25 protein-coding genes are annotated in these 25,553 nt (G+C 63.3%); 15 read left to right on the plus strand and 10 right to left on the minus strand.

Going from position 1 to position 25,553, the window contains the following annotated elements; all coding sequences use genetic code 11:
- Positions 1–85: 85 nt before the first annotated feature.
- Complete coding sequence (locus RH950_RS00625; protein ID WP_350052647.1) at positions 86–1,594, plus strand: UbiD family decarboxylase; 1,509 nt, start codon at positions 86–88, stop codon at positions 1,592–1,594.
- Positions 1,595–1,603: 9 nt separating this feature from the next.
- Here the strand turns inward: RH950_RS00625 and RH950_RS00630 are convergent, their stop codons facing one another.
- Positions 1,604–2,158, minus strand: coding sequence for a hypothetical protein (locus RH950_RS00630; RefSeq protein ID WP_350052649.1), 555 nt, complete (start codon positions 2,156–2,158; stop codon positions 1,604–1,606).
- Positions 2,159–2,324: 166 nt separating this feature from the next.
- Between RH950_RS00630 and RH950_RS00635 the strand changes: the two genes are divergently transcribed.
- Positions 2,325–3,671, plus strand: coding sequence for a TldD/PmbA family protein (locus RH950_RS00635; protein ID WP_350052651.1), 1,347 nt, complete (start codon positions 2,325–2,327; stop codon positions 3,669–3,671).
- Between the two features lie 104 nt (positions 3,672–3,775).
- Positions 3,776–4,261, plus strand: coding sequence for a YHS domain-containing (seleno)protein (locus RH950_RS00640; protein ID WP_350052653.1), 486 nt, complete (start codon positions 3,776–3,778; stop codon positions 4,259–4,261).
- Positions 4,262–4,273: 12 nt separating this feature from the next.
- Here RH950_RS00640 and RH950_RS00645 read toward each other — a convergent pair whose 3' ends face one another.
- On the minus strand, positions 4,274–5,257 hold the full coding sequence (locus RH950_RS00645) for a diacylglycerol/lipid kinase family protein (protein WP_350052655.1): 984 nt from the start codon (positions 5,255–5,257) through the stop codon (positions 4,274–4,276).
- Positions 5,258–5,485: 228 nt separating this feature from the next.
- Between RH950_RS00645 and RH950_RS00650 the strand changes: the two genes are divergently transcribed.
- From RH950_RS00650 to lpxK, 5 genes are all read left to right on the plus strand, one after another.
- The gene (locus RH950_RS00650; protein WP_350052657.1) at positions 5,486–6,256 is read left to right on the plus strand and encodes a UDP-2,3-diacylglucosamine diphosphatase; all 771 of its coding nucleotides are present in this window, start codon (positions 5,486–5,488) and stop codon (positions 6,254–6,256) included.
- 13 nt (positions 6,257–6,269) lie between these two features.
- Complete coding sequence (locus tag RH950_RS00655; protein WP_350052659.1) at positions 6,270–7,316, plus strand: glycosyltransferase family 4 protein; 1,047 nt, start codon at positions 6,270–6,272, stop codon at positions 7,314–7,316.
- A 102-nt stretch (positions 7,317–7,418) separates the two neighbouring features.
- Positions 7,419–8,132: a lysophospholipid acyltransferase family protein gene (locus RH950_RS00660; RefSeq protein WP_350052661.1), complete on the plus strand. Its 714-nt coding sequence runs from the start codon at positions 7,419–7,421 to the stop codon at positions 8,130–8,132.
- Positions 8,129–9,403, plus strand: coding sequence for a 3-deoxy-D-manno-octulosonic acid transferase (locus tag RH950_RS00665; RefSeq protein ID WP_350052663.1), 1,275 nt, complete (start codon positions 8,129–8,131; stop codon positions 9,401–9,403). The genes RH950_RS00660 and RH950_RS00665 overlap by 4 nt, the downstream gene beginning before the upstream one ends.
- Positions 9,400–10,377 carry a tetraacyldisaccharide 4'-kinase gene (gene lpxK, locus RH950_RS00670; protein WP_350052665.1) on the plus strand — a complete coding sequence of 326 codons (978 nt, stop codon included), beginning with the start codon at positions 9,400–9,402 and terminating at the stop codon, positions 10,375–10,377. The genes RH950_RS00665 and lpxK overlap by 4 nt, the downstream gene beginning before the upstream one ends.
- Here lpxK and RH950_RS00675 read toward each other — a convergent pair.
- Together RH950_RS00675 and xseA are read right to left on the minus strand one after the other, a co-directional pair.
- Positions 10,374–11,192, minus strand: a complete 819-nt coding sequence (locus RH950_RS00675) for a M23 family metallopeptidase (protein WP_350052667.1) — start codon at positions 11,190–11,192, stop codon at positions 10,374–10,376. The genes lpxK and RH950_RS00675 overlap by 4 nt on opposite strands.
- Positions 11,189–12,790, minus strand: a complete 1,602-nt coding sequence (xseA, locus tag RH950_RS00680) for an exodeoxyribonuclease VII large subunit (RefSeq protein ID WP_350052669.1) — start codon at positions 12,788–12,790, stop codon at positions 11,189–11,191. The genes RH950_RS00675 and xseA overlap by 4 nt, the downstream gene beginning before the upstream one ends.
- A 51-nt stretch (positions 12,791–12,841) precedes the next feature.
- Here xseA and purD point away from each other — a divergent pair, with 51 nt between their 5' ends.
- Entirely contained in the window at positions 12,842–14,131 is a 1,290-nt protein-coding gene (purD, locus tag RH950_RS00685; RefSeq protein ID WP_350052671.1) for a phosphoribosylamine--glycine ligase, read from the plus strand.
- A 142-nt stretch (positions 14,132–14,273) separates the two neighbouring features.
- The gene (locus RH950_RS00690) at positions 14,274–16,067 is read left to right on the plus strand and encodes an EAL domain-containing protein (RefSeq protein ID WP_350052734.1); all 1,794 of its coding nucleotides are present in this window, start codon (positions 14,274–14,276) and stop codon (positions 16,065–16,067) included.
- An 18-nt stretch (positions 16,068–16,085) separates the two neighbouring features.
- Here the strand turns inward: RH950_RS00690 and RH950_RS00695 are convergent, their stop codons facing one another.
- The 3 genes from RH950_RS00695 to RH950_RS00705 form a co-directional block, all read right to left on the minus strand.
- On the minus strand, positions 16,086–16,361 hold the full coding sequence (locus RH950_RS00695) for a hypothetical protein (RefSeq protein ID WP_350052673.1): 276 nt from the start codon (positions 16,359–16,361) through the stop codon (positions 16,086–16,088).
- A gap of 118 nt (positions 16,362–16,479) precedes the next feature.
- Entirely contained in the window at positions 16,480–17,379 is a 900-nt protein-coding gene (locus tag RH950_RS00700) for a diguanylate cyclase (RefSeq protein WP_350052675.1), read from the minus strand.
- Between the two features lie 141 nt (positions 17,380–17,520).
- Complete coding sequence (locus RH950_RS00705) at positions 17,521–19,482, minus strand: acetoacetate--CoA ligase (RefSeq protein ID WP_350052677.1); 1,962 nt, start codon at positions 19,480–19,482, stop codon at positions 17,521–17,523.
- 219 nt (positions 19,483–19,701) lie between these two features.
- On the opposite strand from RH950_RS00705, the gene RH950_RS00710 reads away from it, so the two are divergent.
- Positions 19,702–20,691, plus strand: coding sequence for a DMT family transporter (locus tag RH950_RS00710; protein ID WP_350052679.1), 990 nt, complete (start codon positions 19,702–19,704; stop codon positions 20,689–20,691).
- On the opposite strand, the gene RH950_RS00715 is transcribed toward RH950_RS00710, so the two are convergent.
- Positions 20,688–21,185: a DUF3429 domain-containing protein gene (locus RH950_RS00715; protein WP_350052681.1), complete on the minus strand. Its 498-nt coding sequence runs from the start codon at positions 21,183–21,185 to the stop codon at positions 20,688–20,690. The genes RH950_RS00710 and RH950_RS00715 overlap by 4 nt on opposite strands.
- 122 nt (positions 21,186–21,307) lie before the next feature.
- Here RH950_RS00715 and RH950_RS00720 point away from each other — a divergent pair, with 122 nt between their 5' ends.
- Positions 21,308–22,069 (plus strand): SDR family NAD(P)-dependent oxidoreductase, encoded by a 762-nt coding sequence (locus RH950_RS00720; RefSeq protein ID WP_350052683.1) that lies wholly within the window; start codon positions 21,308–21,310, stop codon positions 22,067–22,069.
- Positions 22,070–22,135: 66 nt separating this feature from the next.
- On the opposite strand, the gene cobB is transcribed toward RH950_RS00720, so the two are convergent.
- Together cobB and RH950_RS00730 are read right to left on the minus strand one after the other, a co-directional pair.
- Positions 22,136–22,861, minus strand: a complete 726-nt coding sequence (gene cobB, locus RH950_RS00725; RefSeq protein WP_350052685.1) for a Sir2 family NAD+-dependent deacetylase — start codon at positions 22,859–22,861, stop codon at positions 22,136–22,138.
- A gap of 9 nt (positions 22,862–22,870) precedes the next feature.
- Positions 22,871–23,326, minus strand: coding sequence for a nucleoside deaminase (locus tag RH950_RS00730; protein ID WP_350052687.1), 456 nt, complete (start codon positions 23,324–23,326; stop codon positions 22,871–22,873).
- A 77-nt stretch (positions 23,327–23,403) separates the two neighbouring features.
- On the opposite strand from RH950_RS00730, the gene RH950_RS00735 reads away from it, so the two are divergent.
- The 3 genes from RH950_RS00735 to RH950_RS00745 are packed head-to-tail and all read left to right on the plus strand — an operon-like array spanning position 23,404 to position 25,551.
- Positions 23,404–24,528, plus strand: coding sequence for a pseudouridine synthase (locus RH950_RS00735; protein ID WP_350052689.1), 1,125 nt, complete (start codon positions 23,404–23,406; stop codon positions 24,526–24,528).
- A complete protein-coding gene (gene rsmD / locus RH950_RS00740) occupies positions 24,479–25,051 on the plus strand; it encodes a 16S rRNA (guanine(966)-N(2))-methyltransferase RsmD (protein ID WP_350052690.1) in 573 nt (190 codons plus the stop codon). Before RH950_RS00735 ends, rsmD begins: the two co-directional genes overlap by 50 nt.
- Before the next feature lie 29 nt (positions 25,052–25,080).
- Positions 25,081–25,551 carry a GFA family protein gene (locus tag RH950_RS00745; protein ID WP_350052692.1) on the plus strand — a complete coding sequence of 157 codons (471 nt, stop codon included), beginning with the start codon at positions 25,081–25,083 and terminating at the stop codon, positions 25,549–25,551.
- Positions 25,552–25,553 lie beyond the last annotated feature (2 nt).

A 25,553-nucleotide genomic window follows, 5' to 3' on the forward strand; every position in this document is an offset into this window, starting at 1 on the left:
GCACTGTCGCGTCTGGTCCCCGCCGGGCCGCGCGGGTATATCTGACGGCGCGTCCGCGCGGCGCTGTTCACCAACGGAGTGCCTCATGCCCTTTTCCTCCTTGCGCGACTTCATGGCCCAGCTCGAGAGCAAGGGGCGTCTCGTCCGCGTCAGCGAGCCGGTCTCGCCCGTCCTGGAAATGACGGAGATCCAGACCCGCCTGCTGGCCGAGGGCGGGCCTGCGGTACTGTTCGAGAATGTCGTCGGACCGGACGGGCAGAAATACGACATGCCCGCGCTGGCCAACCTGTTCGGCACGGTGGAGCGGGTCGCATGGGGTATGGACAGGGAGCCGGAACAACTGCGCGAGGTTGGCGAGACCCTGGCCTTCCTGCGCCAGCCCGAGCCTCCGGGCGGCTGGCGCGAGGCGCTGGACATGCTGCCGCTGCTGAAGACCGTGATGGCGATGAAACCGCGCACGGTTGGCTACGGCCCCTGCCAGGACGTGATCATGGAAGGGGACCAGGTCGATCTTTCCAAGCTGCCGATCCAGAGCTGCTGGCCGGGCGAGCCCGCGCCCTTGATCACCTGGCCGCTGGTGGTCACCAAGGGACCAGGCAAACGCAAGGAAGACGATTTCAATCTCGGCATCTACCGCATGCAGGTGCTGGGCAAGAACAAGACCCTGATGCGCTGGCTGAAGCATCGCGGCGGCGCCCAGCATTATCAGCGCTGGAAGAACGAGAAGCCGGAACCGCTGCCCGCCGCCGTGGTGATCGGGGCCGATCCGGGCACCATCCTCGCCGCTGTCACGCCGGTGCCGGACACGCTGAGCGAGTACCAGTTCGCCGGCCTCCTGCGCGGCAAGAAGGTTGATCTGGTCGATTGCAAGACGGTGCCGCTGAAGGTGCCTGCCGAAGCCGAGATCGTCATTGAGGGTTATGTCTCGCTCGAAGAGTATGGCGACGAGGGCCCCTATGGCGACCACACCGGCTACTACAATTCGGTCGAGCAATTCCCGGTCTTCAACGTCTCCGCCATTACCATGCGGCGCGATCCGATCTACCTAACCACCTTCACGGGCCGTCCGCCGGACGAACCCTCCGTCCTTGGCGAGGGCCTGAACGAGGTCTTCATCCCGCTGATCCAGCAGCAGTTCCCGGAGATCTCCGACTTCTGGCTGCCGCCTGAAGGCTGCTCCTACCGGATCGCCGTCATCTCCATGAAGAAGGCTTATCCGGGCCACGCAAAGCGGGTGATGATGGGCGCCTGGTCCTATCTCCGGCAGTTCATGTACACGAAATGGCTGATTATCGTGGATGACGACATCAACGCCCGGGACTGGAAGGACGTCATGTGGGCGATCTCGACCCGGATGGACCCGGTCCGGGACGTGACGATGATCGAGAACACGCCGATCGACTATCTCGATTTCGCCAGCCCGGAATCCGGCCTCGGCGGCAAGATCGGCCTCGACGCCACCAACAAATGGCCCCCCGAGACCAAGCGGGAATGGGGCGAGGAAATCCGGATGGACCAGGAGATCATCGATCTGGTCGACCGGAAATGGTCCTCGCTCGGGCTGCCCGGCAGCGGCAAGCCGATCTGGAAATGACCCGGTACCCTACTTTGCCGGATATTCCTGCTCGATCCGCTCATTGTCCCAGGCGTCAAGCGAAGCGTCGATCTCCAGCATGGCGTTGAGAAATCCGTCCCGGCAGGCGGCAATGTCGTCTTTCTGATGCCCTTCCTCCGCCTGTTCGACCCAGCAGTCGAACTGGGCCTGGGCGCGGGCGGAGGCATGAGGCGCCAGAATCCGGGCATCCCGGTCGAAGGCCGAGATCAGCCGGGCGCGGGAGGATTGCAGGGCCGGAAGCTGTGCGTCTCCAAGCGTCCAGTCTGCAAGATCTTCCGGCGGCACGGCCTCACCCCGCGCCGAGGCCAGGGTCTTTTTCGCAAAATGCTCGGCATCGATCCAGTCTGCCATGTCGTCCGCCTCGGAGAGCGCAAAGCGCCGGTATTCGGCAGCGAGACTGTGCGCAAACCCGTCCTGGCTATCGGCCTGGCCGCGCACGGCCGCGACCCCGTCATAGAGCTGGAACATCTGCGCCGGGACCGGCGCGACAGCAACTGGTATGAGGGCTGCGGACAGAACAAAAGCACTGAGAATCCGTTTCATCGGTTCCTCCTTCTCAACAGTGGGGTAAGCCTGATGTACCCCCCGGCTTTGGCGGAAACACGACGGGTTGGGCCACATTCAAACCGCAATCCCGGACACCCTCGGTTGCGTGCGCCGCCGATCCGCCCTATGTCTCAACCGGTTCTGTGACGGAGACGGAAGAAAAATGTCAGAAAACGGCGGACTAGACCTGCTCGACAGCCTGATTGCCAAGGCCCGCAAGGCCGGCGCCGAGACGGCGGACGCCATTTACCTGACCGGGCGCTCGCTGTCCGTCTCGCAACGCCTGGGCAAACCGGAAGCGGTCGAACGCGCGGAGGGCAACGATATCGGCCTGCGCGTCCTGATCGGAAAACGGCAGGCATCGGTGTCCGGATCCGACACAAGACCGGAGGCCCTCGAGGAACTGGTCGAACGGGCCGTCGCCATGGCCAAGGTCGCGCCGGAAGATCCCTTTGCCGGGATTGCCGATGCCAGCCAGATCGCCGGCGCCAGCCCCAAGATCGAAATGTTCGATCCCTACGAGCCTTCGGCCGAGGATCTGACAAATCTGGCGGCCTCCGCCGAAGAGGCCGGGCTGGCGGTCAAGGGTATCACCAATTCGGAAGGTGGCGACGCCGGCTGGAGCACGACCGAGGTCGCCTTCGCGGCGAGCAACGGTTTTTCCGGTCAATACCAGCGCTCCAGCTTCTCCGTTTCCGCCGTCATGCTGGCGGGCGAAGGTCAGGGCATGGAGCGGGATTACGATTATACCGCCAAAGTCTTTTTCGCTGATCTTGAGGATGCCTCCGAGATCGGCCGCCGGGCGGGCGAACGGACGATTCGGCGCCTGAACCCGAAGCGCCCGTCCTCTCAGCGTGTCCCGGTGATCTTCGACCCACGGGTCAGCCGCTCGCTGCTCGGCCATCTCTCCTCCGCCATCAATGGCGTGTCGATCGCGCGAGGCACGAGTTTTCTGAAGGACAAGATGGGCGAGCAGGTCTTTGCCGAGAACATCCGTATTGTCGACGATCCGCTGCGTGACCGAGGCTTCCGCTCCCGTCCGTTCGACGCCGAGGGCCTGCCGACAGAAAAGCAGATGATCGTCGAGGATGGCCGTCTCTCGTCCTGGATTCTCGATCTGTCGACGGCCCGGCAGCTTGGCCTCGAGAGCAACGGTCACGCCTCGCGCGGCGTCGGCGGGCCGCCGAGCCCGTCAGCCACGAACCTCTACCTTGAGCCGGGCGAGATGAGTCCCGAAGATCTGATCAAATCGGTCGGCACCGGTCTCTACATCACCGACATGATGGGCTCCAGCGTCAGCATCGTCACCGGGGACTACAGCCGCGGCGCCGGCGGTTACTGGATCGAGGACGGCGAGTTGGCATATCCTGTCTCTGAAATCACCGTGGCCGGACACCTCACGGAGATCTTCAAGAATCTGACGCCAGCGAACGATCTGACCTTCAAGTACGGTACCGACGCGCCGACCCTTCGCGTCGATGGCCTTACTCTTGCCGGATCGAAAGCATAGGCCTTTCGAAATCTTTCACTAATTCGTGACTCGAAAACTCTGGCAATCCCGATTGCGCCACCCCAGATCAGGCGCAACCGAGAAATTTCCTATGGAGCCCTAAGATGAGCTGCAAACGGAGCTTGCCGCGCCTGTTCCTTGTGCTTGTCGCGGTTGGACTGGCTGCTGCCGTGTCCCGCGACCCGACAGACGCGTCCGAAATGAATGTGATCGACCCGACAATCAGCGCACACCGGGGCCTCGCCATCGGTGGATACGATCCTGTTGCCTATTTCACAGACTATGCCGCCGTCCGTGGAGACGAAACGTATGCCGTTGAATTTGACGGTATACGGTTCCTTTTCAAAAACGCCGACAATCGCTATCAGTTCCTGCAGGACCCTAACCGCTATATGCCTCAATTCGGCGGCCACAGCACCTTCGCCCTCTCCAAGGGCAAGCTCTACGGTGCGGATCCGACGGTCTTCGACATTATAGACGGCCGCCTCTATCTCAGCCGCAACGAGCGTGTGCAGGAACTCTGGCACCGGAATCCCGACGGCTATATCCGTCAGGCGGAAAAGAATTGGTCGGAGCTTAACGGTGGCTAGCCTCCGCCTCGCCTAGCGATCCCCTCTGGGCACCACCAGCCTGAGCGGTTGCGATGGCAGGGAAATGGTGGCGGGGAGATTGGTCACGATATCCCCGTCCGCCTGCACAGGGTCGCCACTATAAGCTTCCTCCTCGGCCCAGATCGACACCGACCGGGTCTGGACAATCCGGTAGCCGACCGTTGATGGAAGCCGGCCCATCATCATGTTCGCCGCATAGCGCACCACGTTCCAGCGCCCAGCCCGTTCGAACAGGCAGACATGCAGGATCTCCGCATCGAGCCTGGCGTCGGGCGCACAGATGAATGTTCCGCCATAATAATGCGCCTTGGCGACCACGACCGAGGCCGCCTTGTAAGTATGGCCATTGATCGCCACCCGGTAATAATGCGGCCTGTAAGAGGCCAGTTCCGACAGGGTGGTCAGGACATAGGCGCCCTTGCCGAGCCGGGCCTTCACCTTCGTGTTCACATTGGCCACCACATCCGCATCAAGGCCGACTCCGGCCATCAGCGTGAAACGATGGCCGTTCACATCACCCGTATGCGCATCGATCACCGGACCGCGCCAGATCGTATCGGCGATCGCCTCGGGTTTCACTTTCAGGCCAATCTCTGCGGCGAGCACGTTCGCCGTACCGAGCGGCAGGATGGCCAGCGGCAAATCCCCGCCGCTCATGCCGTTCACCACTTCGTTGATGGTGCCGTCGCCGCCAGCTGCGACCACTGCATCCGGGGCGTCGCTCACCTGCATGAGACTGTGCTGCCGGGCCCGCCGGGCAAAGGCTTCCGCATCGCCGCGCGCGCCTGTCTCCAGCACCGCGACCGCGACCCCGAAAGCCTTCAGCCGCTCAATGACGGAGGAAAACAGCGGATAGCGCCGCTGCCCGGCCTTCGGATTATAGATCACGACCACACGGCGACGGCCCTCGCCGGTCATGGACGTCATCAAATCGCTTGCTTTCACCAGGGCCGAATCGCCGGTGATTTGATCCAAGTGAAACTCCCGCTTGTGGGTTTTTCGAAGCCCGGCAGATGACAGTTTTATTAAACGGGCTACTGAGTTCGACAAATATAAATCGTTTTCTTGTTACAGATTCATGAAGTCATACAAAGTTCATTTTACAAAATATGGGGTGATTCATAATAGAGCGCACAACACAGATTGGCCCTAAGCGGTTTTCATTCAAGGTCCGGTAAGTTTTCAGAAACGGGATAACGGCAAATGAACAGCCAGAAGGGCACCGACCGTTACCGGGCAATCTGGATTTCCGATATTCACCTTGGGACCAAGGGGTGTCAGGCCGAGTATCTCCTCGATTTTCTGAAGCATACGGAATCCGACTACCTCTATCTGGTCGGCGATATCATCGATATCTGGCGCATGAAACGTTCCTGGTCCTGGAAACAGAGCCACAACGACGTGCTGCAAAAGCTGCTGCGCAAGGCGCGCAAGGGCACCAAGGTGATGTTCCTGCCCGGCAATCACGACGAAATGTTCCGAGGCTTCCTGGGGGAGAATTTCGGCCAGATCGAAGTCCGTGACGAGCATATCCACGTCACCAAGGACGGCCGCCGCTTCCTGATCCTGCACGGTGACCAGTATGACGTGGTGGTAAAGTACAACAGGTGGCTCGCGCTGGTTGGCGACAGTGCCTACAACCTCGCCCTCACGCTCAACACCCATTTCAACCAGATCCGCCGCTTCCTCGGCTATCCCTACTGGTCGCTCTCCGCTTACCTGAAGAACAAGGCGAAGCGCGCGGTCGAGTTCATCGGCAATTTCGAGAATGCGCTGGCCGACGAGGCCTCGAAGCGCGGCGTCGACGGCATCATTTGCGGCCACATCCACAAGGCCGAGATGAAGCAGATCGGCGATGTCATCTACTGCAACGACGGCGACTGGGTCGAGAGCTGCACGGCCCTTGTCGAGCATCCGGACGGACGGATGGAAATCCTCAACTGGGCCGAGGTGAGGCATCTCACCTTCGCCTGAGGCGGTTAGCCCCATGAAAATTCTTCTCGTTTCCGACGCCTGGTTCCCTCAGGTAAACGGCGTTGTCCGCACCCTGAGCACGGTCATCGGCGAGCTCAGGGCGATGGGCCACGCGGTCGACACCATCACGCCGGACCAGTTCACCACCATCCCCTGCCCGACCTACCCGGAAATCCGGCTGGCCTGCTGGCCTTTCTTCCGGGTCCCGGCGATGATCGAAGCGGCCCGGCCGGATGCCATTCATATCGCCACCGAGGGACCGCTGGGGATGACGGCGCGGCGCTATTGCGTGCGCAACAAGCTGCCCTTCACCACGGCCTATCACACGCGCTTTCCGGAATATGTCGAACCGCGCCTCGGCGTGCCTGTGTCCTGGACCTACAAGGTCATGCGCCATTTCCACGGCAAGTCCACCGGTGTCATGGTGGCCACCAAATCCATCCGCGCCGACCTCGAGGCGCGCGGTTTCGACAACATCAAGGACTGGAGCCGGGGTGTCGATACCGAGCTGTTCCGGCCCCAGGCCAAGGACGCCGTCGACGCGCCGAGGCCGGTTTTCATGTTTGTCGGCCGGGTAGCGGTGGAGAAGAACCTGCCCGCCTTCCTTGAGCTGGACCTGCCGGGCAGCAAGGTCGTGGTCGGCGACGGTCCGGACATGACCATGCTCAAGAAGCGGTTCCCGGACACCATCTTCGCCGGCGCCAAGAAAGGCGAGGAGCTGGCCCGGCATTACGCAGCGGCGGATGTCTTCGTCTTCCCGAGCCGGACCGACACATTCGGGCTGGTGATGCTGGAAGCCCTCGCGTCCGGCGCACCGGTCGCCGCTTTCCCCGTACCCGGGCCGCTGGATGTCATCGCCTCCGACAAGGTCGGCGTGCTGTCTGATGATCTAGGTGCTGCAGCAAAAGCTGCGCTGAATCTCTCCGCCGAGGACTGTCGGGCCTATGCGCTCGGCTACAGCTGGCGGGCCTGCGCGGAACAGTTCTTCGCCAACCTTGCTCCGTTCGATTCCGACGCCGCTTTCGGCCTTCTCGGGGCGCGATCCGTCAAAGCTGCCTGACTTTTTACGCCAATAAGCACTTGGCCCGGCAACAGTGCCCTAGTATGCATTCCCGTAATCGCGAAAAGTGACCGATTCGGTCCTGAAGTTCGAACGGAAAGCATGCTGAAACGTCTGTTGCGCACGGATACCGGCCGGGAGGTCGCAAGCCGCCTGCTGGCCACCCTGATCCGGAGCCTCGCACGCACCATCCGTTGGCAAATCATTAATCCCGAAATCGCGGACGCCGCCTTCCGGAGCGAGAAGCCCATCATCGGCGCTTTCTGGCATAATCGCATCATGCTGATGACGGAAATCTGGAACAGCGACCGGCCGTTCGCCATGCTGCAATCAAAGCATCCCGACGGCCGGCTGATCGCCCGCACGATCGAGCATCTCGGGATCCGGGATATCGTCGGCTCCGGCGGCAAGGGCAAGGGCGGCGCCCAGGCCCTGCGGGACATGCTGCGCGCGCTTAGGGACGGCACCAGCGTCGGCGTCACGCCGGATGGACCGCGCGGGCCACGCATGCGGGCTTCCGGAGGCGTGATCGCGCTTGCCCGGATGAGCGGCGCGCCGATCTATCCCGTGACCTGGAACGTCTCCCGCCGCCGGGTGCTGCGCAGCTGGGACCGGTTCATCCTCGCCCTGCCCTTCAGCCGCGGCGTCTATATCTGGGGCGAGCCGATTTTCGTGCCCCGTGGCGCCGACGAAGCGCAGATGGAAGCGCTGCGGGTTGAGCTGGAAAACCGCCTGAACCAGCTCTGCGCCGAAGCGGACGCCGCTCTCGGAACGGATCTGATCGCGCCCGCCGATCCGGCGCCGGAAGCCTCATGATCTTCGCCCTCTACAAGGCGGCCATGCAGCTTGGCACGCCCGTCGTCGAAGCCTTTCTGCAAAAGCGGCTTGCGCGCGGCAAGGAAGACCCGGAAAGGATTTCGGAGCGCCGAGGCATCGCCACCCGGAAGCGTCCGGACGGACGGTTATTCTGGGTCCATGGCGCCAGCGTCGGTGAATGCCAGGCGGCTCTCGCCCTGATCAACCGCTTGCTGGCGCGGGACCCCGGCTTGCATGTCCTGCTGACAAGCGGCACCAGAACATCCGCCGAACTGATGGCGGGCAGGCTGCCGGAACGGGCGATACATCAGTTCGTTCCCATCGATCATCCGCACTGGATCGCGCGCTTCCTCGATCACTGGGCCCCTTCGGCCGCCGTGTTCGTCGAATCGGACCTCTGGCCGAACCTGGTCCTCGCCACCCGGTCCCGGAACATCCCGCTGGTTCTGGCCAATGCCCGCATGTCCGAAAGCTCCTTTGCCAGATGGCGTCGGTTCGGCTTCCTGACCAGCCGGTTGTTCCGGGATTTTTCCCTGATCTTGGCCAGCAACGATCAACAGAAAGCTGGCTTCGAAAGCCTGACGGACGCACCGGTGCTCTCCATCGGCAACCTGAAGCGCGCGGCGGCACCGCTCACGGTCGACGCAACCGAACTCGGGAAGATGAAGCAAGCCATCGGCACGCGGCCGGTCTTTGTCGCGGCGAGCACCCATGATGGCGAGGAGCTTGCCGTGCTCGACGCCCATCGCAGGGCCGCGGAGAGCGTGCCGAACCTGCTGACCATCATCGTTCCGCGCCACCCGGCCCGCGGCCCCGATATAGCAGCGCTGGCTTCCTCAAAAGATCTCCTGGCCGTGCGCCGGGAAAATGGTGCTCTGCCCGACATGACAACCGCGATCTATGTGGCCGACACTTTGGGGGAAATGGGCTGCTTCTTCACACTCGCGGATACGGTGTTCGTCGCCGGGTCCCTGATCCCGGTCGGCGGGCACAATCCACTTGAGCCGGCCCATTTCGGCAAACCGGTCCTGTTCGGACCGCTGATGGCGAAGAATGCCGATATTGCCGCCGACATGATCGCGGCAGGCGCTGCCGAAGAAGTCGATGCCGCAGGGCTTGGAGACCGGGTCGCCGCCCTGACTGGCGACAGTCCGGAACGCCCGGCCATGGCCTCCGCCGCCCTCACCTTCGCACAAGGCCAGGGCAGGATCGCGGATGACATGGCCGAACGGATCCTCGCGGCCGTTATTCCTCCCGGAGAGACAAGGTGAAAGCGCCAGGCTTCTGGCGTCGCGGAGGATTGCTGCCCTCCGTGATGACGCCTGCCTCCTGGCTCTATCGGGCCGGTGCTTTCCTGAAATCCAGCTTCACCAGCCCGTACCAGGCTCCGGTGCCGGTGCTGTGCGTCGGCAATCTCGTTGCTGGCGGCGCCGGGAAAACGCCCGTCGCCCTGGCGCTTGGCCGGGCTCTGGTCCGGCGCGGCCTGAAGGTGGCATTTCTCAGCCGGGGCTATGGTGGCAGAGAGACAGGACCGCTACAGGTTCTGCCGGAGCGGCACAGTGCCCGCGACGTCGGTGACGAGCCGCTGCTGCTGGCCGAAGCCGCGCCGACATGGATCGCCCGCGACCGGGCCGCCGGTGCCCGGATGGCGGTAGAGGCAGGTGCGGACATCATCCTGCTCGATGACGGATTCCAGAACCCCGCCCTCGCCAAATCCATGTCCGTGCTGGTGGTGGATGGCGGCTACGGTTTCGGCAATGGCCATGTCATTCCGGCCGGACCGTTGCGTGAACCGGTATCGCAAGGGCTGGCCCGGGCCGATGCCGTCATGCTGCTGGGAGACGATCCCGGCAATCTGGGGGGGGTGCTGAGCAAAACACTCCCGGTTTTCCGCGGCCATCTGACACCAACCCGTGCAAGCGCGGGATTGCGTGGTGAACGGGCCATCGCTTTCGCCGGGATCGGACGGCCCGGGAAATTCTTCGACACCCTGCGGACACTCGGTGTCCAGCTGATCGCAACCCGGTCCTTCGGCGATCATGAGCCTTATCGCGGAGAAGATCTGATCGATCTGATCGCGCAGGCCGAACAGGAAGACGCCCTGCTGCTGACCACTTCCAAGGATCATGTCCGGCTCCCGCAAGAGCTGCGGCTGCTGATCAGGCGGGTCGATGTGGAGCTTGCCTGGGAAGATCCGGCAGGCATCGAGACCCTGCTGGACAGGGTCGCCGCGCCCGGCGGCTAGTTTTTCGGGGGCAGCGGCGGTACCAGAACGGCCGCGTCAACGCGCACATCGAACCAGTTGATCCGCCAGTCCAGATGCGGCCCGGTCGCCCGGCCGGTGGCGCCGACCGTCCCGATCTGAGCGCCGCGTCGCACTTCCTCGCCGACCTTCACTGTCACTGTCTGCATATGCAGGAAAGCGGAGCTGAGGCCGTGCCCGTGATCAATGATCACCGTCCCGCCGGTATAATAGAGATCCCTCTCCGCCAGCCGGACGATTCCGCTCGCGGGCGCAATCACCGGCGCGCCGGTCGGGGCGGCGACATCGACACCGAAATGCGGCCATTTGGGTACGCCATTCAGGATTCTCTGGCTGCCATAGACCCCGGAAATCCGTCCCGATGCCGGCCAGATGAAACCCTCCGCGAAATAGGGATGATCCGTGTCGATCTCCCGCACTGCTTTGATTTTCGCGTTCTCACGACTGATCCGTGCCTGCACTTCCGGCTTCGGCTCGACATATTTCTGCGGCAATCCGTCGATCCGCTGGATGTTGTAGGTCCGCTTGGCAACCTTCAGGGCCTTGCGCTCCTCGGATCCGTCCGGCGCCGTGGCAACCAGCATCGCACCCGGCTCCGCATCGCGTCCGAAACCGAGCACGAACACCCCGTCGGCGCTGACCCGCACGGGGCGGCCGTCGAGGGTCAGTTTAACGCCGGGATCGGTGCGCCCCATGATGATCCCGCCCTGGGTGAAGGCGCCATTCATCTCCAGCGTCACGGCATCTGCCGGGCGCGCCATAAGAGCCAACAGGGCGACGAACAGAAAACGAATCACAACAGACTCCCCTGGGCCGGGTCGGGCTTTTTCGGCTTCGGCCTGGGCTCAGGTTTCGGCTCCACCGGTTTTTCCACCGGCCTGCCGCCACTCCCCACCACGGATGCAGACGTCTCGCCGATCACCGCACCGCGGGCGCCATCGCCGAAATGGATGGAAATCCCGTCGCCCTCGGACAAACCCGCCGCACGCGTGACAGGCGCACCGTCCGCATCCCGCACCAGCGCGAAACCGCGCTTCAGGGTCTGCTCATAGGAATTGCTTTCAAGTAGGCGGCCCGCCGCATCCAGCCGTTTTTCCTGCAGGTCGACAACCCGCACAAAGGCCTGTTCGAACTGAGTTCCGAGCCGGACCAGATCGCGATCGCCGCGCAGTGTCCGTTCGGCGATCGGCTCAAGCCGCAACCGTCCGGCGACAGCACCCAGCTTGCTGACCGCGACCTCCCCGACCCTGCGGATCGAGGATGCCCAGCGCTGCTCCGCCACCTTGAAGCGGCTTTCCATCCGGTTCAGCTCGGCCTGAGGGTCCAGGATTCTCGAGGCCAGATCGCGCATCCGGTCATTCGCGCGGGAGAGCCTGCGTTCCGCCGCCGCACCCGCCGACTGCCAGCGGTAATCCACCGTCTGCGCCTTCGCCTCGATGATCGAGCGCGGATCGCCGAGACCACGCGCAAGGCCGGAGAGTCGGGTTTCCGATTCGGCGAACTTGCGGCGCAGGCCGTTGAAAAGCCGTGCCTCGTCCTGCATCAGTGTTGCCAGCAGATCTGCCCGCACCGGCACCGCCATCTCGGCGGCGGCGGTCGGGGTTGGCGCCCGGCGGTCCGAGGCGAAATCGATCAGCGTGGTGTCGGTCTCGTGCCCGACGGCGGAAATCAGCGGGATCTCGCTCGCCGCTGCGGCGCGGACCACAATTTCCTCGTTGAAGGCCCAAAGGTCTTCCAGGCTGCCGCCGCCACGGGCGACGATCAGCAGGTCCGGACGCGGCACGGCACCGTCCGGCGCCATCCGGTTGAAGCCCTCGATGGCGGCCGCGACCTGATCCTTCGCCGTCTCGCCCTGAACCAGTACCGGCCAGACCAGCACATGGCTCGGGAACCGGTCGGACAGCCTGTGCAAGATATCCCGGATCACAGCCCCGGTCGGCGAGGTGACCACGCCAATCACTGTCGGCAGGAAGGGCAAAGGGCGCTTGCGCGCAGCGTCGAACAGGCCTTCGGCAGCCAGTTTCTTGCGCCGGTCTTCCAGCAGCTTGAGAAGCGCGCCTTCGCCCGCCAGCTCCATCTGCTCGATCACCATCTGGTATTTCGAGCGGCCCGGGAAAGTGGTGAGCTTGCCGGTGCAGATCACCTCCATGCCTTCTTCCGGCTGGATCGACAGTTTCTGCGCCGCCCCGCGCCAGCAGACCGCGTCGAGCACCGACTTCTCGTCCTTCAGGGTCAGGTAAAGGTGGCCGGAGCCTGCCCGTGTCGGCCGGGAAATCTCCCCCCGGACGCGGACATGCTCGAAGGCCCCCTCGACGGTGCGTTTGACCTGATGGGATATCTCGCTGACGGAGAATTCGGGGATATTGCCGAGCGGCGGCGCGCTGTCGTCTTGCATGGAAGGAATCTATGCTACAAGGCCGCCGAGTGAAAGCATAGGAACAGGAAAATGAAGATATTGGTCGTCGGATCGGGTGCGCGGGAACATGCCTTGTGCTGGGCCATTTCGGCCTCCCCCCTCTGCGATCAGCTTTACTGCGCGCCGGGTAACGCCGGGATCGCGACTGTCGCCGACTGCGTCGCGGTGAAAGCGGAAGACATCGACGGTGTGGTGAGCTTCGCCAGGGAGAACGCCATCGACTTCGTCGTGGTCGGCCCGGAAGCGCCGCTGGTCGCCGGTCTGGTCGACAAGCTGGAAGATGCCGGCATCAAGGCCTTCGGGCCGAGCGCCGCCGCGGCCCAGCTCGAAGGCTCCAAGGCTTTCACCAAGGGACTCTGCGACCGGCACAATATCCCGACCGCCGCCTATGCCCGCTTCACCGATCTGGAGGCGGCGAAGGACTATGTCACGAAAATGGGCGCTCCCATCGTCATCAAGGCGGACGGGCTTGCCGCCGGCAAGGGCGTGACCGTTGCGCAGACTGTCAACGAGGCGATCTCCGCGCTTGAAGACGCCCTCGCCGGTGGCGCCTTCGGTGCGGCCGGTGAAGAAGTGGTGATCGAGGAATGCCTGATCGGCGAGGAAGCCAGCTTCTTCGCCCTCTGCGACGGCAAGACCGCGCTGGCGCTGGCCACCGCCCAGGACCACAAGGCTGTCGGGGACGGCGATACCGGCCCGAACACGGGCGGCATGGGTGCCTATTCACCGGCACCGGTGATGGACGACGCCATGGTCCAGCGGGTCATGAAAGAAATCGTCCAGCCGACGGTCGACGGCATGGCGGCCGAAGGCATGCCCTTCAAGGGCGTGCTGTTCGCCGGACTGATGATCACCAGGGATGGTCCCAAGCTGATCGAACACAATGTCCGCTTCGGCGATCCCGAATGCGAAGCGCTGATGCTGCGGCTGATGAGCGACATCCTGCCGGCCCTGATCGCCTCAGTGGACGGCCAGCTCGACCAGATCACCCTGCGCTGGCGGCCGGAGAGCGCACTCTGCGTCGTGCTCGCCTCGAAGGGCTATCCCAATTCCTACGAGAAAGGCACGCTGATCGCCGAACTCGCGCCGGACAGCGACACCGTGACCACTTTCCATGCCGGCACCGCCCGCACGGACAAGGGCGTATTGCTCGCCACCGGCGGCCGTGTGCTCGTGGTCACCGCACTCGGAAAGAATGTCACCGCCGCCCAGGCCCGTGCCTACGAGACGGTCGGGGCCATCAAATGGTCGAACGGCTTTTGCCGGAGTGACATCGGCTGGCGCGCCGTGGCCCGGGAAACCGCCGGCGCCATTAAGTAAAATTATCTCAAAAACAGAGAAAACTCCGCGAGTTCCTTCACCTAATCTTCACATACAAACAGATTAAAAAATCCTCGGAATGGAATAGAAAGCACAGTAACATTGGGGCCTTCCGTCCTCGGGGTGAGTTTTAGTGCTTGATATGAACGCAGCAGTTTCAACGCCGGCCGGCGACGTCGATACTGTTGAATCGTTTCCCCCGCTGAAAGAAATTATCCATGGCGTTCGCCATGCGTTCCAGCCGATCGTTCATCTCGACACCGGCCTGACCCATGGTTTTGAAGCCCTGCTGCGCGGCACCGAGACGCTGGGTTTCAAAAGCATTGCGCAATTGTTCGATCTGGCCGCAGAGAACGGCATTGTCGAAGAGCTTGAATCACAATTGCTGACCAAGGCTCTGACGGATTTCGCCAATCTCTCCTGCGCCGAAGGCCTGCATCTGTTCTTCAATATCGACGCCCGCAGCCTTCCCGAGATCGGCCGCAATGTTCCGAAGACCCTGAATGCGATGGCCGGCCTCGGCCTCTCCAGCACGCAGCTCTGCCTTGAAGTCTCCGAGAAATCGGATATCTCGCAGGACAGCGCAGCCACCCTGGCCCTGCGTAAGGCCCGCGACAACGGTATCAAGATCGCACTCGACGATATCGGCGAAGGCTATGCGCGGCTGCGGTTGCTGCATGAGGAACACGCGGAATATGTAAAGTTCGATCGCTATTTCATCAATAATGTCGCCCGCGATCCGAAGAAAAAGCTATTCGTCTCCAGCCTGATCGACATGTTCGAGGTGCTCGGCATCCAGACCATTGCCGAGGGTGTGGAGACGGACGAGGATCTCAGCAGCTGCCGGGAACTGGGCTTCGACATGGTGCAGGGCTATCTCGTTGCCCGTCCGACGCTGGATCACCAGAGTCTCAGCCGGAGCTACGAAAGCCTGCTGTCGGCCCGGCGGCGCGACCGGCGCTCCCGGACATCGGACCAGCATCTTCTGCGCGAACAGATCGTCGAGGTGCCGACCCTCAACATCGAAACACCGATGCAGGACGTTTTCGACGCCTTCCGCACTCACGAGAATGCCCGCCTGTTTCCCATCCTCGATGCCAACCAACGGCCGCTCGGCATCATCCGGGACGCCGACCTCAAGGCCTACGCCTTCTCTCCATACGGCAAGGACCTGATTGTGAACCGCAGTTTCGGCAAGCGGCTCGGCGATTTCGTCCGGCCCTGCCCGGTCGCGGATATTCACACCCAGGCGGAACGCATCCTGCAGATCTACAGCCACAACGACACGTTGAACGGGGTGATCATCGTCGAGAATGCGCGCTATGCCGGCTTCCTCGACAATTCATCCCTGTTGCGCGTGCTAAACGATAAGAACCTGATCTCCGCCCGGGAAATGAACCCGCTGACGAAGCTGCCCGGCAACACCGCAATCTCGGACTTTATCGCTGACGCCCTGACTGAGGACAACGATACCCGGTCGCTGCTGCATTTCGATTTCGACAATTTCAAGCCGTTCAACGACACCTACGGCTTCCGCCAGGGCGACCGCGCGCTTTTGCTGTTTGCGGAAACCCTGCGGCAGGTTTTCGCCGGCCAGGATTACTTCGTCGGGCATATCGGCGGCGACGATTTCTTCGTCGGTGCGCGTGGCGTGGCGTCGGCCGATGTCAGCCGGCTGGCCTATGAGGCGCGCAAGCAGTTCGCCGAGGATGTGGAAAGCTTCTACGACAGGGAAGCCCGCGAGCGCGGCTCTATCGAAGCGCGGGGCCGGGACGGCACCCTGCGCTCCTATCCGCTGCTGACCTGCAGCGCCGCCATGCTGGTCATCGATCCCGAAGAGGATCAGGCGGATCTGGAAACCGTGCTGACGGCTTTCGCGGAACTCAAGAAACGGGCAAAAGAGGAAGGCGGCTTCGCCTTCCATCACATTATCTAGAGAGGCCCGGACTCGTCGTCAGACACTGCTCGTCGGCGTGCCAAAAATCTTCTCGAAGGCGGTCTTGACCTCTTCGCGTTCTTCCTCGGTTAACTCGACCATCTCGTCGACGAAATCCTTCTGTTCACGGAGAGAGCGCTCGCACATGGCGTGGAAAACATCCATCAGGGTGCGAAAGGCGCTGAAACGCGGATTCCCGACCGGGTCGGAACGAATTTCAAACACCGAGATGATACCGCCCATTTTACGGACCATATGGTCCAGCTCGGCGGCCCGGCCTTTTTCGAGTGTCACGGCGGTTTCCCCTTAAGCCCAAAAAACAATTCATTAATGACAAAGGCAATCCATCATACCCGGCGGGAATGATGCGGCAATCGCATTCCCGTTCAAACGGGAATACGTATTGTCGCCGTCAGACGAGTTCAGCGGTCCAGACCACAACCTGATCCCGGCCGTTATTCTTCGCCTCATAGAGCGCCCGGTCGGCCCGCTCGGTGATTTCCTTCAGGCTCCGGCGCGGCACAAGCTGGGCGACACCGAACGACACAGTCACCAGAAGCGATTCGGCGTCGTCGAGTGCAATTGGGGTTTCCGAGATCAGCTTTCGGACCCGGTCGAGCACGCGGCGCGCATCCTCCGGTCCGGAATCCGGCAGGCAGATCAGGAATTCCTCACCGCCGAAACGGTAGATCGAATCATACGGCCGCAGCGTGTCCTCGATGAGCCGAGTGATGCGGGAGAGCACCCGGTCTCCCGCCTGATGGCCATAGGTGTCGTTGACCGACTTGAAGCGATCGATATCGGCAATGGCGATGGAACAGGGGCGCCCGCTGCGGCGCATGCGCTGCTGCTCGCGCAACAGCTCCTTTTCCATGGTCATCCGGGTATTGGTCCCGGTCAGCGGATCCAGATCGGAAAGCGCGGCCCGGAAGGCCCGGGCCATGCGTCCGGCCTGCTCGTTGAAACTTTCGATCTTGTGCAGCAAGGCGTCATATTCCTCGGTCGGAACAGAATCGTCCTTCCAGCCGCGGACGGCGAGGGTGGCGGCATGCGCATAGAGGCCCTGATGTATGCTGACGAGCGTCGCAAACGCCGGCTGCGAGAAGATATCATCATCCCGGTTGGTGGAGTACCAACGGCCGAAGCGGCTCATCCTGTGCGCATCTTCCGTCACCACTTCCGGGTCCGGCGGCGTCTTGCAGATCAGCGCCCGATGGAACAGGGCCAGCCATTGCCGCGTCTCCTCCATGGCGGCCTCGAGCTCGCGCACGGTTTCCTCGAGCTGACGGCGGGACAGCGCCGAGTCCGTCACCTGCTGCTGCGCGGAATTTTCCTGAGCCGAGATCGTCTCGTTCCTTTGTTGTCGCCTGCCGACCCAGTGCCCCGGCGTGAGCCTATCGGCTCAGCCGCGCGCAACCAAGCTGAATGCGCGGACGCGTCATTGGCGGGCGGGTCAGATGGCCAGTTCAGGCCGGTTCTCATAAAGCTTCAGCGCTTCCGGGTTGGCCAGCGCCTCGACATTCTTCACCGGGCGGCCGTGCACCACGTTGCGCACGGCCAGCTCGACGATCTTGCCGCTCTTGGTCCGGGGGATATCGGCAACCGCGATGATCTTGGCCGGGACATGGCGCGGGGACGCCCCCTTGCGCACCGTGTCCTTGATCTTCTTCGTCAGCGCATCATCCAGGCTCACGCCTTCGGCCAGACGGATGAACAGCACAACACGGACGTCATCGTCCCAATCCTGCCCGATGACGAGCCCTTCCAACACTTCCGGCAGTTTTTCCACCTGACGGTAGATTTCCGCCGTGCCGATGCGCACACCGCCCGGATTGAGCACCGCGTCGGACCGGCCATAGATCACCATCCCGCCGCGTTTTGTTAGTTCAACGTAGTCACCGTGGCACCAGATATTGTCGTAGCTCTCGAAATAGGCGCCCCGGTATTTGGCGCCGTCCGGATCGTTCCAGAACATGATCGGCATGCAGGGGAACGGACGGGTGCAGACCAGCTCGCCCTTCTCTCCGACCACGGGCTTGCCATCATCGTCGAACACATTGACCGCGAGGCCGAGACCGCGGGTCTGGATTTCGCCACGCCAGACAGGGCCCACCGGATTGCCCAGCACGAAACAGGAAACGATGTCCGTGCCGCCCGAAATCGAGGAGAGCTGGATATCCGCCTTGATCGACCGGTAGACATAGTCGAAGCCTTCCGGAACCAGCGGCGAGCCGGTCGAGGTCATGGCCCGGACAGTCGAGAGGTCGTGCGTGTCCTTCGGCTGCAATCCGCCCTTGTTCAGTGCGTCGATATATTTCGCCGAGGTACCGAACAGGGTCATCTTCTCCGCGTCGGCATAGTCGAACAGGATGTTGCCGTCCGGATGGAACGGGTTGCCGTCATAGAGCAGCAGCGTCGCCTCCGACGCGAGGCCGCTGATCAGCCAGTTCCACATCATCCAGCCGCAGGTGGTGAAGTAGAAGACCCGGTCGTCCTTCTTCACGTCGCTATGAAGCTGATGCTCCTTCAGGTGCTGGATAAGCGTGCCGCCGATGCCATGCACGATGCATTTCGGCACGCCCGTGGTGCCGGAGGAGAACATGATGTAGAGCGGCGCGTTGAAGCCCATGCGGGTGAAGGCGATATCGCCCGCCTGATAGGCGCCGGTGAAATCCGCATAACTGACCGCGCCCTCGATATCGCCGATTGGCGGCTCGTCGCGGGTATATGGCACGATGACCGTCTTCTTCACCGTCGGCAGTTCGGCCAGAATGCCGGTTATCTTGTCCAACGTGTCGAAGCTCTTGCCGCCGTAGTAATAGCCCTCAACGGCCACGAAAACCGTCGGCTCGATCTGACCGAACCGGTCCAGGACGCCGCGAATGCCGAAATCGGGGGAGCAGGAAGACCAGACGGCGCCGAGACTGGCCGTTGCCAGCGTCGCGATGATGGTCTCCGGCATGTTCGGCATGAAGGCCGCAACCCGGTCGCCGGGGCCGACGCCTTCGGCTTTCAGGGCCTGGGCGAATTTCGAGACCTCGTCATAGAGAGCGGCAAAACTGATCCGCCGCTTCACCTTGTCCTCGCCCCAGAACACGATGGCATCCGCATCGTCGCGCCGGCGCAGCATGTTTTCGGCAAAGTTTATCTTCGCATCGGGGAAGAAGGCCGCGCCAGGCATCCTGTCGCCATCCTTCAGGATAACGTCGCTGCCCTTGTCGCCGACAATCCCAGTGAAATCCCAGACCGCGTCCCAGAAGCCTTCCAGCTCCGTCACCGACCAGTCGTAGAGGCTGTCGTAATCCGTCAGGCCGGCGCCGCGCTCGCGGTTCACGAACTCGATGAAACGGGTGATGTTCGCCCCGGCGATCCGCTCGGCACTCGGCTTCCAGAGCGGTGTGCTGTCTGTCGTCATGTCTCTCGGCGTCCCCTGCTTGTCCGCATTCCTTAACACTGCGCCGTTCCCGGCTGGCGGCCGGCCGGCGTCTTGCCTGTTGCTTCATCCTATAACGGCGGCTCGTGCCAGCGGCAATGCTGCAATGCGCAATCCGCGCTGGTAGAGACTGCACCGGAGGGTATCTTGAGAGCTTCCTGAAGATGATGGACATGGCGCTCGAGCGCCTGCAGATCCCCAATGGCGCTCGCCTCCCCATCGCTGTCTTCCCGCTGGGCCGCCCTGTCGCCGAACGCCCAAGGCGCGCTCTGGATCGTCGTATCCTGTGTGCTGTTTTCCATCATGCAGGCGGAAGTGAAGCTGCTCGGCGCCCGGCTCGACACCTTCCAGATCGCCTTCTTCCGCTGCGCCTTCGGCCTGATCGTCATTCTGCCCTTCATGGCCAAGGCCGGCCCCTCCGTTTTCAAGACCAAGCGGCCGCTTGGCCATCTGCTGCGCGGCTGCCTCGGCGCCGGCGCCATGGCCTGCGGCTTCTATTCCGTGACCCACATGCCGCTCGCCGACGCGACAGCGATCAGCTTCGCCAAGCCCCTCTTCATGATCGTGCTGGCGGTGCTTTTCCTGAACGAGAAGGTCCGCTGGCGGCGCTGGACGGCAACCGCAGTCGGCTTCATCGGCGTGCTCGTCATGGTCCAGCCGGGATCCTCCGAGATCGGCTTCGCCGCCGGCATCGCCCTGCTCGGCACGCTGTTTGTCGCCCTGGTCGTCGTCATGGTGAAAAAGCTGGCCGAGACGGAATCCCCACTCACCATCCTGTTCAGCTTCGGCATTGTCTCGACCTCGATCATGACTGTCCCGGCCATTCTGGTCTGGCAGCAGCCGACCTGGACCGAGATGGGGATGATGCTCGCCGTCGGTGCTCTCGGCTCCGCCGGGCAGGCCTGCGCGGTCAAGGGCTTCAAAATCGGCGAGGCGACGGCGGTGGTGCCGTTCGACTATTCCCGGCTGATCTTCGCCGGCTTTGTCGGCTTCTGGCTGTTCGGCGATCTGCCGGGCCTGCATACGCTCGCCGGCGCTGCGCTGATCGTCACTTCGACGCTCTACATCGCCCGCCGTGAGGCAAAGCTCGGCAAGGTGCCCATGCGCAACAAGACCGACCATCATCCGGTGGTGCTGCTGGAAGAGCAGGAAGCCGCCGAACAGCGGCCCCCCTCCACAAGACAGGGCTAGTAGGGTGCTACCACGCCGCTGATCGCCGCATTGGCGAGCGCGATCAGCACCAGAAGCGTCAGCCATTTCCGCAGCTTGGCATACCATTCCGGCAGGAATCCGGCAGCGCAGGCGCGAATATCGATGAAATAGGCCAGCGCCACCCCGAGCGCGATCAGCAGCAACCCGAAAAATGGGCCGAGCAATGTGGCGATCCAGGCGATCAGCGCCGGCACCACGCTCCAGCCATAGCGGGCCCAGGCCGCCCGGTCCATTTCCTCCTCGTCTTCTTCGCGCGCCTCTTCCAGCTCGCCCTGCCACATGGCGGCGCCCCAATGCACGGCGCCAAGGAAGGACAGGATCGCCGCGCCATAGGTGATCAGGCTGTCGATCAGCACATAGGCATAGAGCGGGTCGGTCAGCCAGATCGGCACGGTGATCAGATAGAACGGCAGCAGGCCGCCGAAGCCGAGAATGAGGGCAGGGCGGGGCACGTCTTGGAAGGAAGTCAACATCGCGGCGGATCCCCTTGCCGCGCTGGACGCGCGGGCGGCTTTCGGTTTCACTGCCCCGACTTATACCGTTCAAGCATCCGGCCAGCAAAGGCCGGACCCGAAAGCACCGGAGGAAACAGGGTATGCAGGTTCAGGGACAGGCCGCGATCGTCACGGGCGGCGGCAGCGGACTCGGTGCGGGCACCGCGCGCGTACTGGCAGCGGCGGGCGCGAAGGTCGCGCTGTTCGACGTCAATGAGGAAGGCGCAAGGAAGGTCGCGGACGAGGTCGGCGGCATCGCCGTCAACTGCGATGTGTCCGACGCAACCTCCGCCGAAGCGGCCATCGCCAAAGCGCGCGACGTCCACGGCCCGGCTCGCATCCTGGTGAATTGTGCCGGTATCGCACCGGCGGAACGCATCGTCAGCCGGAACGGCCCGATGCCGCTCGACAACTTCCGCAAGGTCATCGAGGTGAACCTGATCGGCACCTTCAACATGATTCGCCTCGCCGCCGCCGACATGCAGGGCACGGACCCGCTGGAAGACGGCGAGCGCGGCATCGTCATTTCCACCGCGTCGGTCGCCGCCTTCGAAGGCCAGATCGGCCAAGGCGCCTATGCGGCGTCGAAGGGCGGCGTGCATGCGCTGACCATCGTCGGCGCCCGCGAATTCGCCAAGGCGGGCATCCGCTTCAACACCATCGCGCCGGGCCTGTTCGGCACTCCGATGCTGCTCGGCATGCCCCAGGACGTGCAGGACAGCCTTGCCGCCACCGTGCCCTACCCGTCCCGCTTCGGCACCCCTGCGGAATACGCCAAGCTGGCCATGGCGATGATCGACAATGTCATGCTGAACGGCGAGACCGTGCGGCTCGACGGCGCTATTCGCATGCAACCGCGGTAAAGCAAGCTGTCGTCATCCCGGATCGTGGTCCGGGATGACGATTGAGTGCGTGGGATCAGGCGGGCTTCAAACCCCGCCCAGCAGCTCTTCCACATAGGCAGGCACGATCTCGCTTGCGGGGCCGTAGCGTTTCTCCGCGAACAGTGTGGCGCCCTCGGACGGCTCCAGATTGAGCTCGGTCGTGTGGGCGCCGTGCATGCGGGCTTCCTGGACGAAACCGGCTGCCGGATAGACGTTGCCTGAAGTGCCGATGGAAATGAACAGATCTGCGTCGGATAGCGCTTCGTAGATCTCTTCCATGTAGAGCGGCATCTCGCCGAACCAGACGACATGCGGGCGCAGTGCTCCAGCCTCGTTCGTCGTCGGGTTGCGGCTGGTCAGGGTCAGGTCGTCACGCCAGTCGAAGATCTCGCCGGTGCGCTCACAGCGCGCTTTCAGCATCTCGCCATGCATGTGCAGCAACCGGGACGACCCGGCCCGCTCGTGCAGGTCGTCGATATTCTGCGTGACCAGCAGCACCTCGCCCTGCCAGTCCCGCTCCAACCGGGCGAGTGCCGCGTGGGCCGCGTTCGGCACCACGTTGCTGTCCGTCAGGGAGCGGCGGCGGGTGTTGTAGAATGCGTGCACCATCGCCGGGTTGCGCAGATAGCCCTCCGGCGTTGCCACATCCTCCAGATTGACCTTCGACCAGATCCCGTCCGCGTCCCGGAACGTGTCGAGACCGGATTCCTTGGAGATGCCCGCCCCGGTCAGGATGACGATGGAGGCATCGGGAGAGAGATTGAGCTGCATGGGAGGCTCCTAGCGGCGGTCCTGGAAGAATTTGCGGAGCAGATCGCCGGCCCGGCTTTCCTCCACCCCGCCGATCACTTCCGGCGCATGATGACAGGTCGGCTGGCTGTAGATCCGCGGGCCATGCTCGACCCCACCGCCCTTCGGATCATAGGCGCCGAAGACCAGGCGGCGGATACGGGCGAAACTGATGGCCTGGGCGCACATCGGGCAGGGCTCCAGCGTCACATGCAGATCGCAGTCTATCAGGCGGGGTGAGCCGATTTTCGCCGACGCTGCCCGGATCGCCAGGATCTCGGCATGGGCGCTCGGATCAGCCAGCTCCTCCACCCGGTTGCCGGCCACGGCCAGCACCGCGCCGTCCGGACCGGTCACCACCGCGCCCACCGGAACCTCGCCCCGGGCAGCTGCCGCTTCCGCTTCGGCCAGTGCCCGTGCCATGATTGTCTGATGTTCAGCATCCATAGATCCATACCTAGCGGGAAGCCGGATTGCATCCAAGCCGTTTGCATCCGGACGCATCCGAGCGTAAGACCTGCCTGATGAGCGATTTCAGCGAAATTTTCACCGAAGACCGCGGCCCGGAACGGATCGCCAAGCGGCTGGCCCGGGCCGGACTCTGCTCGCGCCGCGAGGCGGAGCAGTGGATTGCCGACGGCCGGGTCGAGCTGGACGGAGAGATCCTGACCAGCCCGGCCGTCACCGTGACCGCAGACTCGAAGATCCGGGTCGACGGAACTGCTCTGCCGGTGATCGAACCGACCCGGCTCTGGCGCTTTCACAAGCCCCGCGGCGTGGTGACAACGAACAAGGACCCGGAAGGCCGGGAGACCGTGTTCGACCGGCTGCCCAAGGACCTGCCGCGCGTGGTCACCGTCGGCCGCCTCGATTTCGATACCGAGGGCCTGCTGCTGCTGACCAATGACGGCGCCCTGTCCCGGCTGCTGGAACTGCCGGCGACGGCCTGGCTCAGGAAATACCGGGTCCGGGTCTATGGCTCAATCACCGAGAAATCGATCGCCCTGCTGAAGTCCGGCCCGACCGTGGACGGCATCAAGTACGGCTCTGTGCTGGTCGAGCGGGATATCGAGGGCAAGTCGAACACCTGGCTCACCCTGAGCATCCGGGAAGGCAAGAACCGGGAAATCCGCAAGCTGATGGAACATGTCGGCCTGAAGGTGAACCGGCTGATCCGGGTCTCCTACGGCCCGTTCCAGCTTGGCGATCTGCCGGAGGGCGACGTCCTGGAAGTGCGCCCGGCCACGCTGAAGGAACAGCTCGGCATCAAGGAGGAGAAGACCGGCACCGCGAAGGCGAAGCCGAAAGCGCCATTCAAGGGTGGACGTCGCGCCGCGCCGAAGGACGGCGCCGGCAAGGACGGGCCGACAATGGCGACCGGTGCTGCCGGTAAGTCCAGGAGCGCCGGCAAGCCCCGGAACTCGGAGAATCCAAGAAGCCCGGAGAAGTCCAGGAGCGCCGACAGATCTCGCGGCGCCGGTAAATCCGCTGGTGCCGGAAAACCGGGGGATGACCGGAAACCCTCAACGCGCGGGACGGCAGGAAATGCAAACATGAAGCGGGACGAGTCCAGGGCAGGCCCGGCTCGAGGAGACAAGAATGCGGATCGTCGCGGGCAAAAATCGCGGAACCAAACTCGCCGCCCCTGAGAACTGGAACACGCGGCCGACTGCCGACCGGACCCGGGAATCCCTGTTCGGGGTTCTTCAGGGCGGCCGACTCGGCGACGTGCTGACGGATGCGCTGGTGGTTGATGTCTTCGCCGGCACCGGCGCGCTCGGCCTAGAAGCCCTGTCCCGCGGCGCCACGGAAGTGTTTTTCATCGAGATCGACCGGGAAGCGGTCGCCGCCCTGCGTGAAAATATCGCCCGGCTGAAGGCCGATGCCGCGTCCACGGTGATCCAGGGCGATGTGCTCTCCCTGCACCGCACGGCGCCGCGCCCGGCAAATCTCATCCTGATGGACCCGCCCTATGACAGCGGCCTCGCGGTGCTGGCGCTCGACCGGCTGCACAAAGGCGGCTGGATCGATGCCGAGACACTGATCGTGGTCGAATGCGGGAAAACCGAAGAGCTGGAAGTGCCGGAATGGCTGGAAGTGCTGGACAACCGGCGCTACGGCAAGGCCCAGATCACCTTCCTGCGCCCGAGCATGTCCGGCGCCGCAGACTGAAAAAACCAGAACCGAAAGGAGAGCGCTGCATGAAACTCGAAGGCTCCTGCCATTGCGGTGCCGTCAGCTTCAGTCTGGACAGCAAGCATCCTTATCCGTTCAATCGCTGCTACTGCTCGATCTGCCGCAAGACGGCGGGCAGCGGCGGCTATGCCATCAATCTGTCCGGCACCTTCGAAAGCCTGCAGATCAAGGGCGCGGACAACATCTCGAAATATCACGCGAAAATGGACGGCGGCGAAAGCCCGGCCGAACGCAGCTTCTGCAAATCCTGCGGCTCCGCCCTCTGGCTCTGGGATCCGCGCTGGCCGGGGCTGGTCCACCCGCAGGCCGGCGCCATCGACACGCCCCTGCCGGCCGCGCCGGAACTGACGCATCTGATGCTGGACTCGAAGCCGGACTGGGTGCCGCTGGAAAAAGGCAAGAAAGACCAGTGCTTCGACGCCTACCCGGAGGAAAGCATCGAAGCATGGCACAAGAGGCTCGGACTGGAGCGGTAGCG

It is taken from the genome of Nisaea sp. (assembly GCF_040217065.1).
Classification (GTDB): domain Bacteria; phylum Pseudomonadota; class Alphaproteobacteria; order Thalassobaculales; family Thalassobaculaceae; genus Nisaea.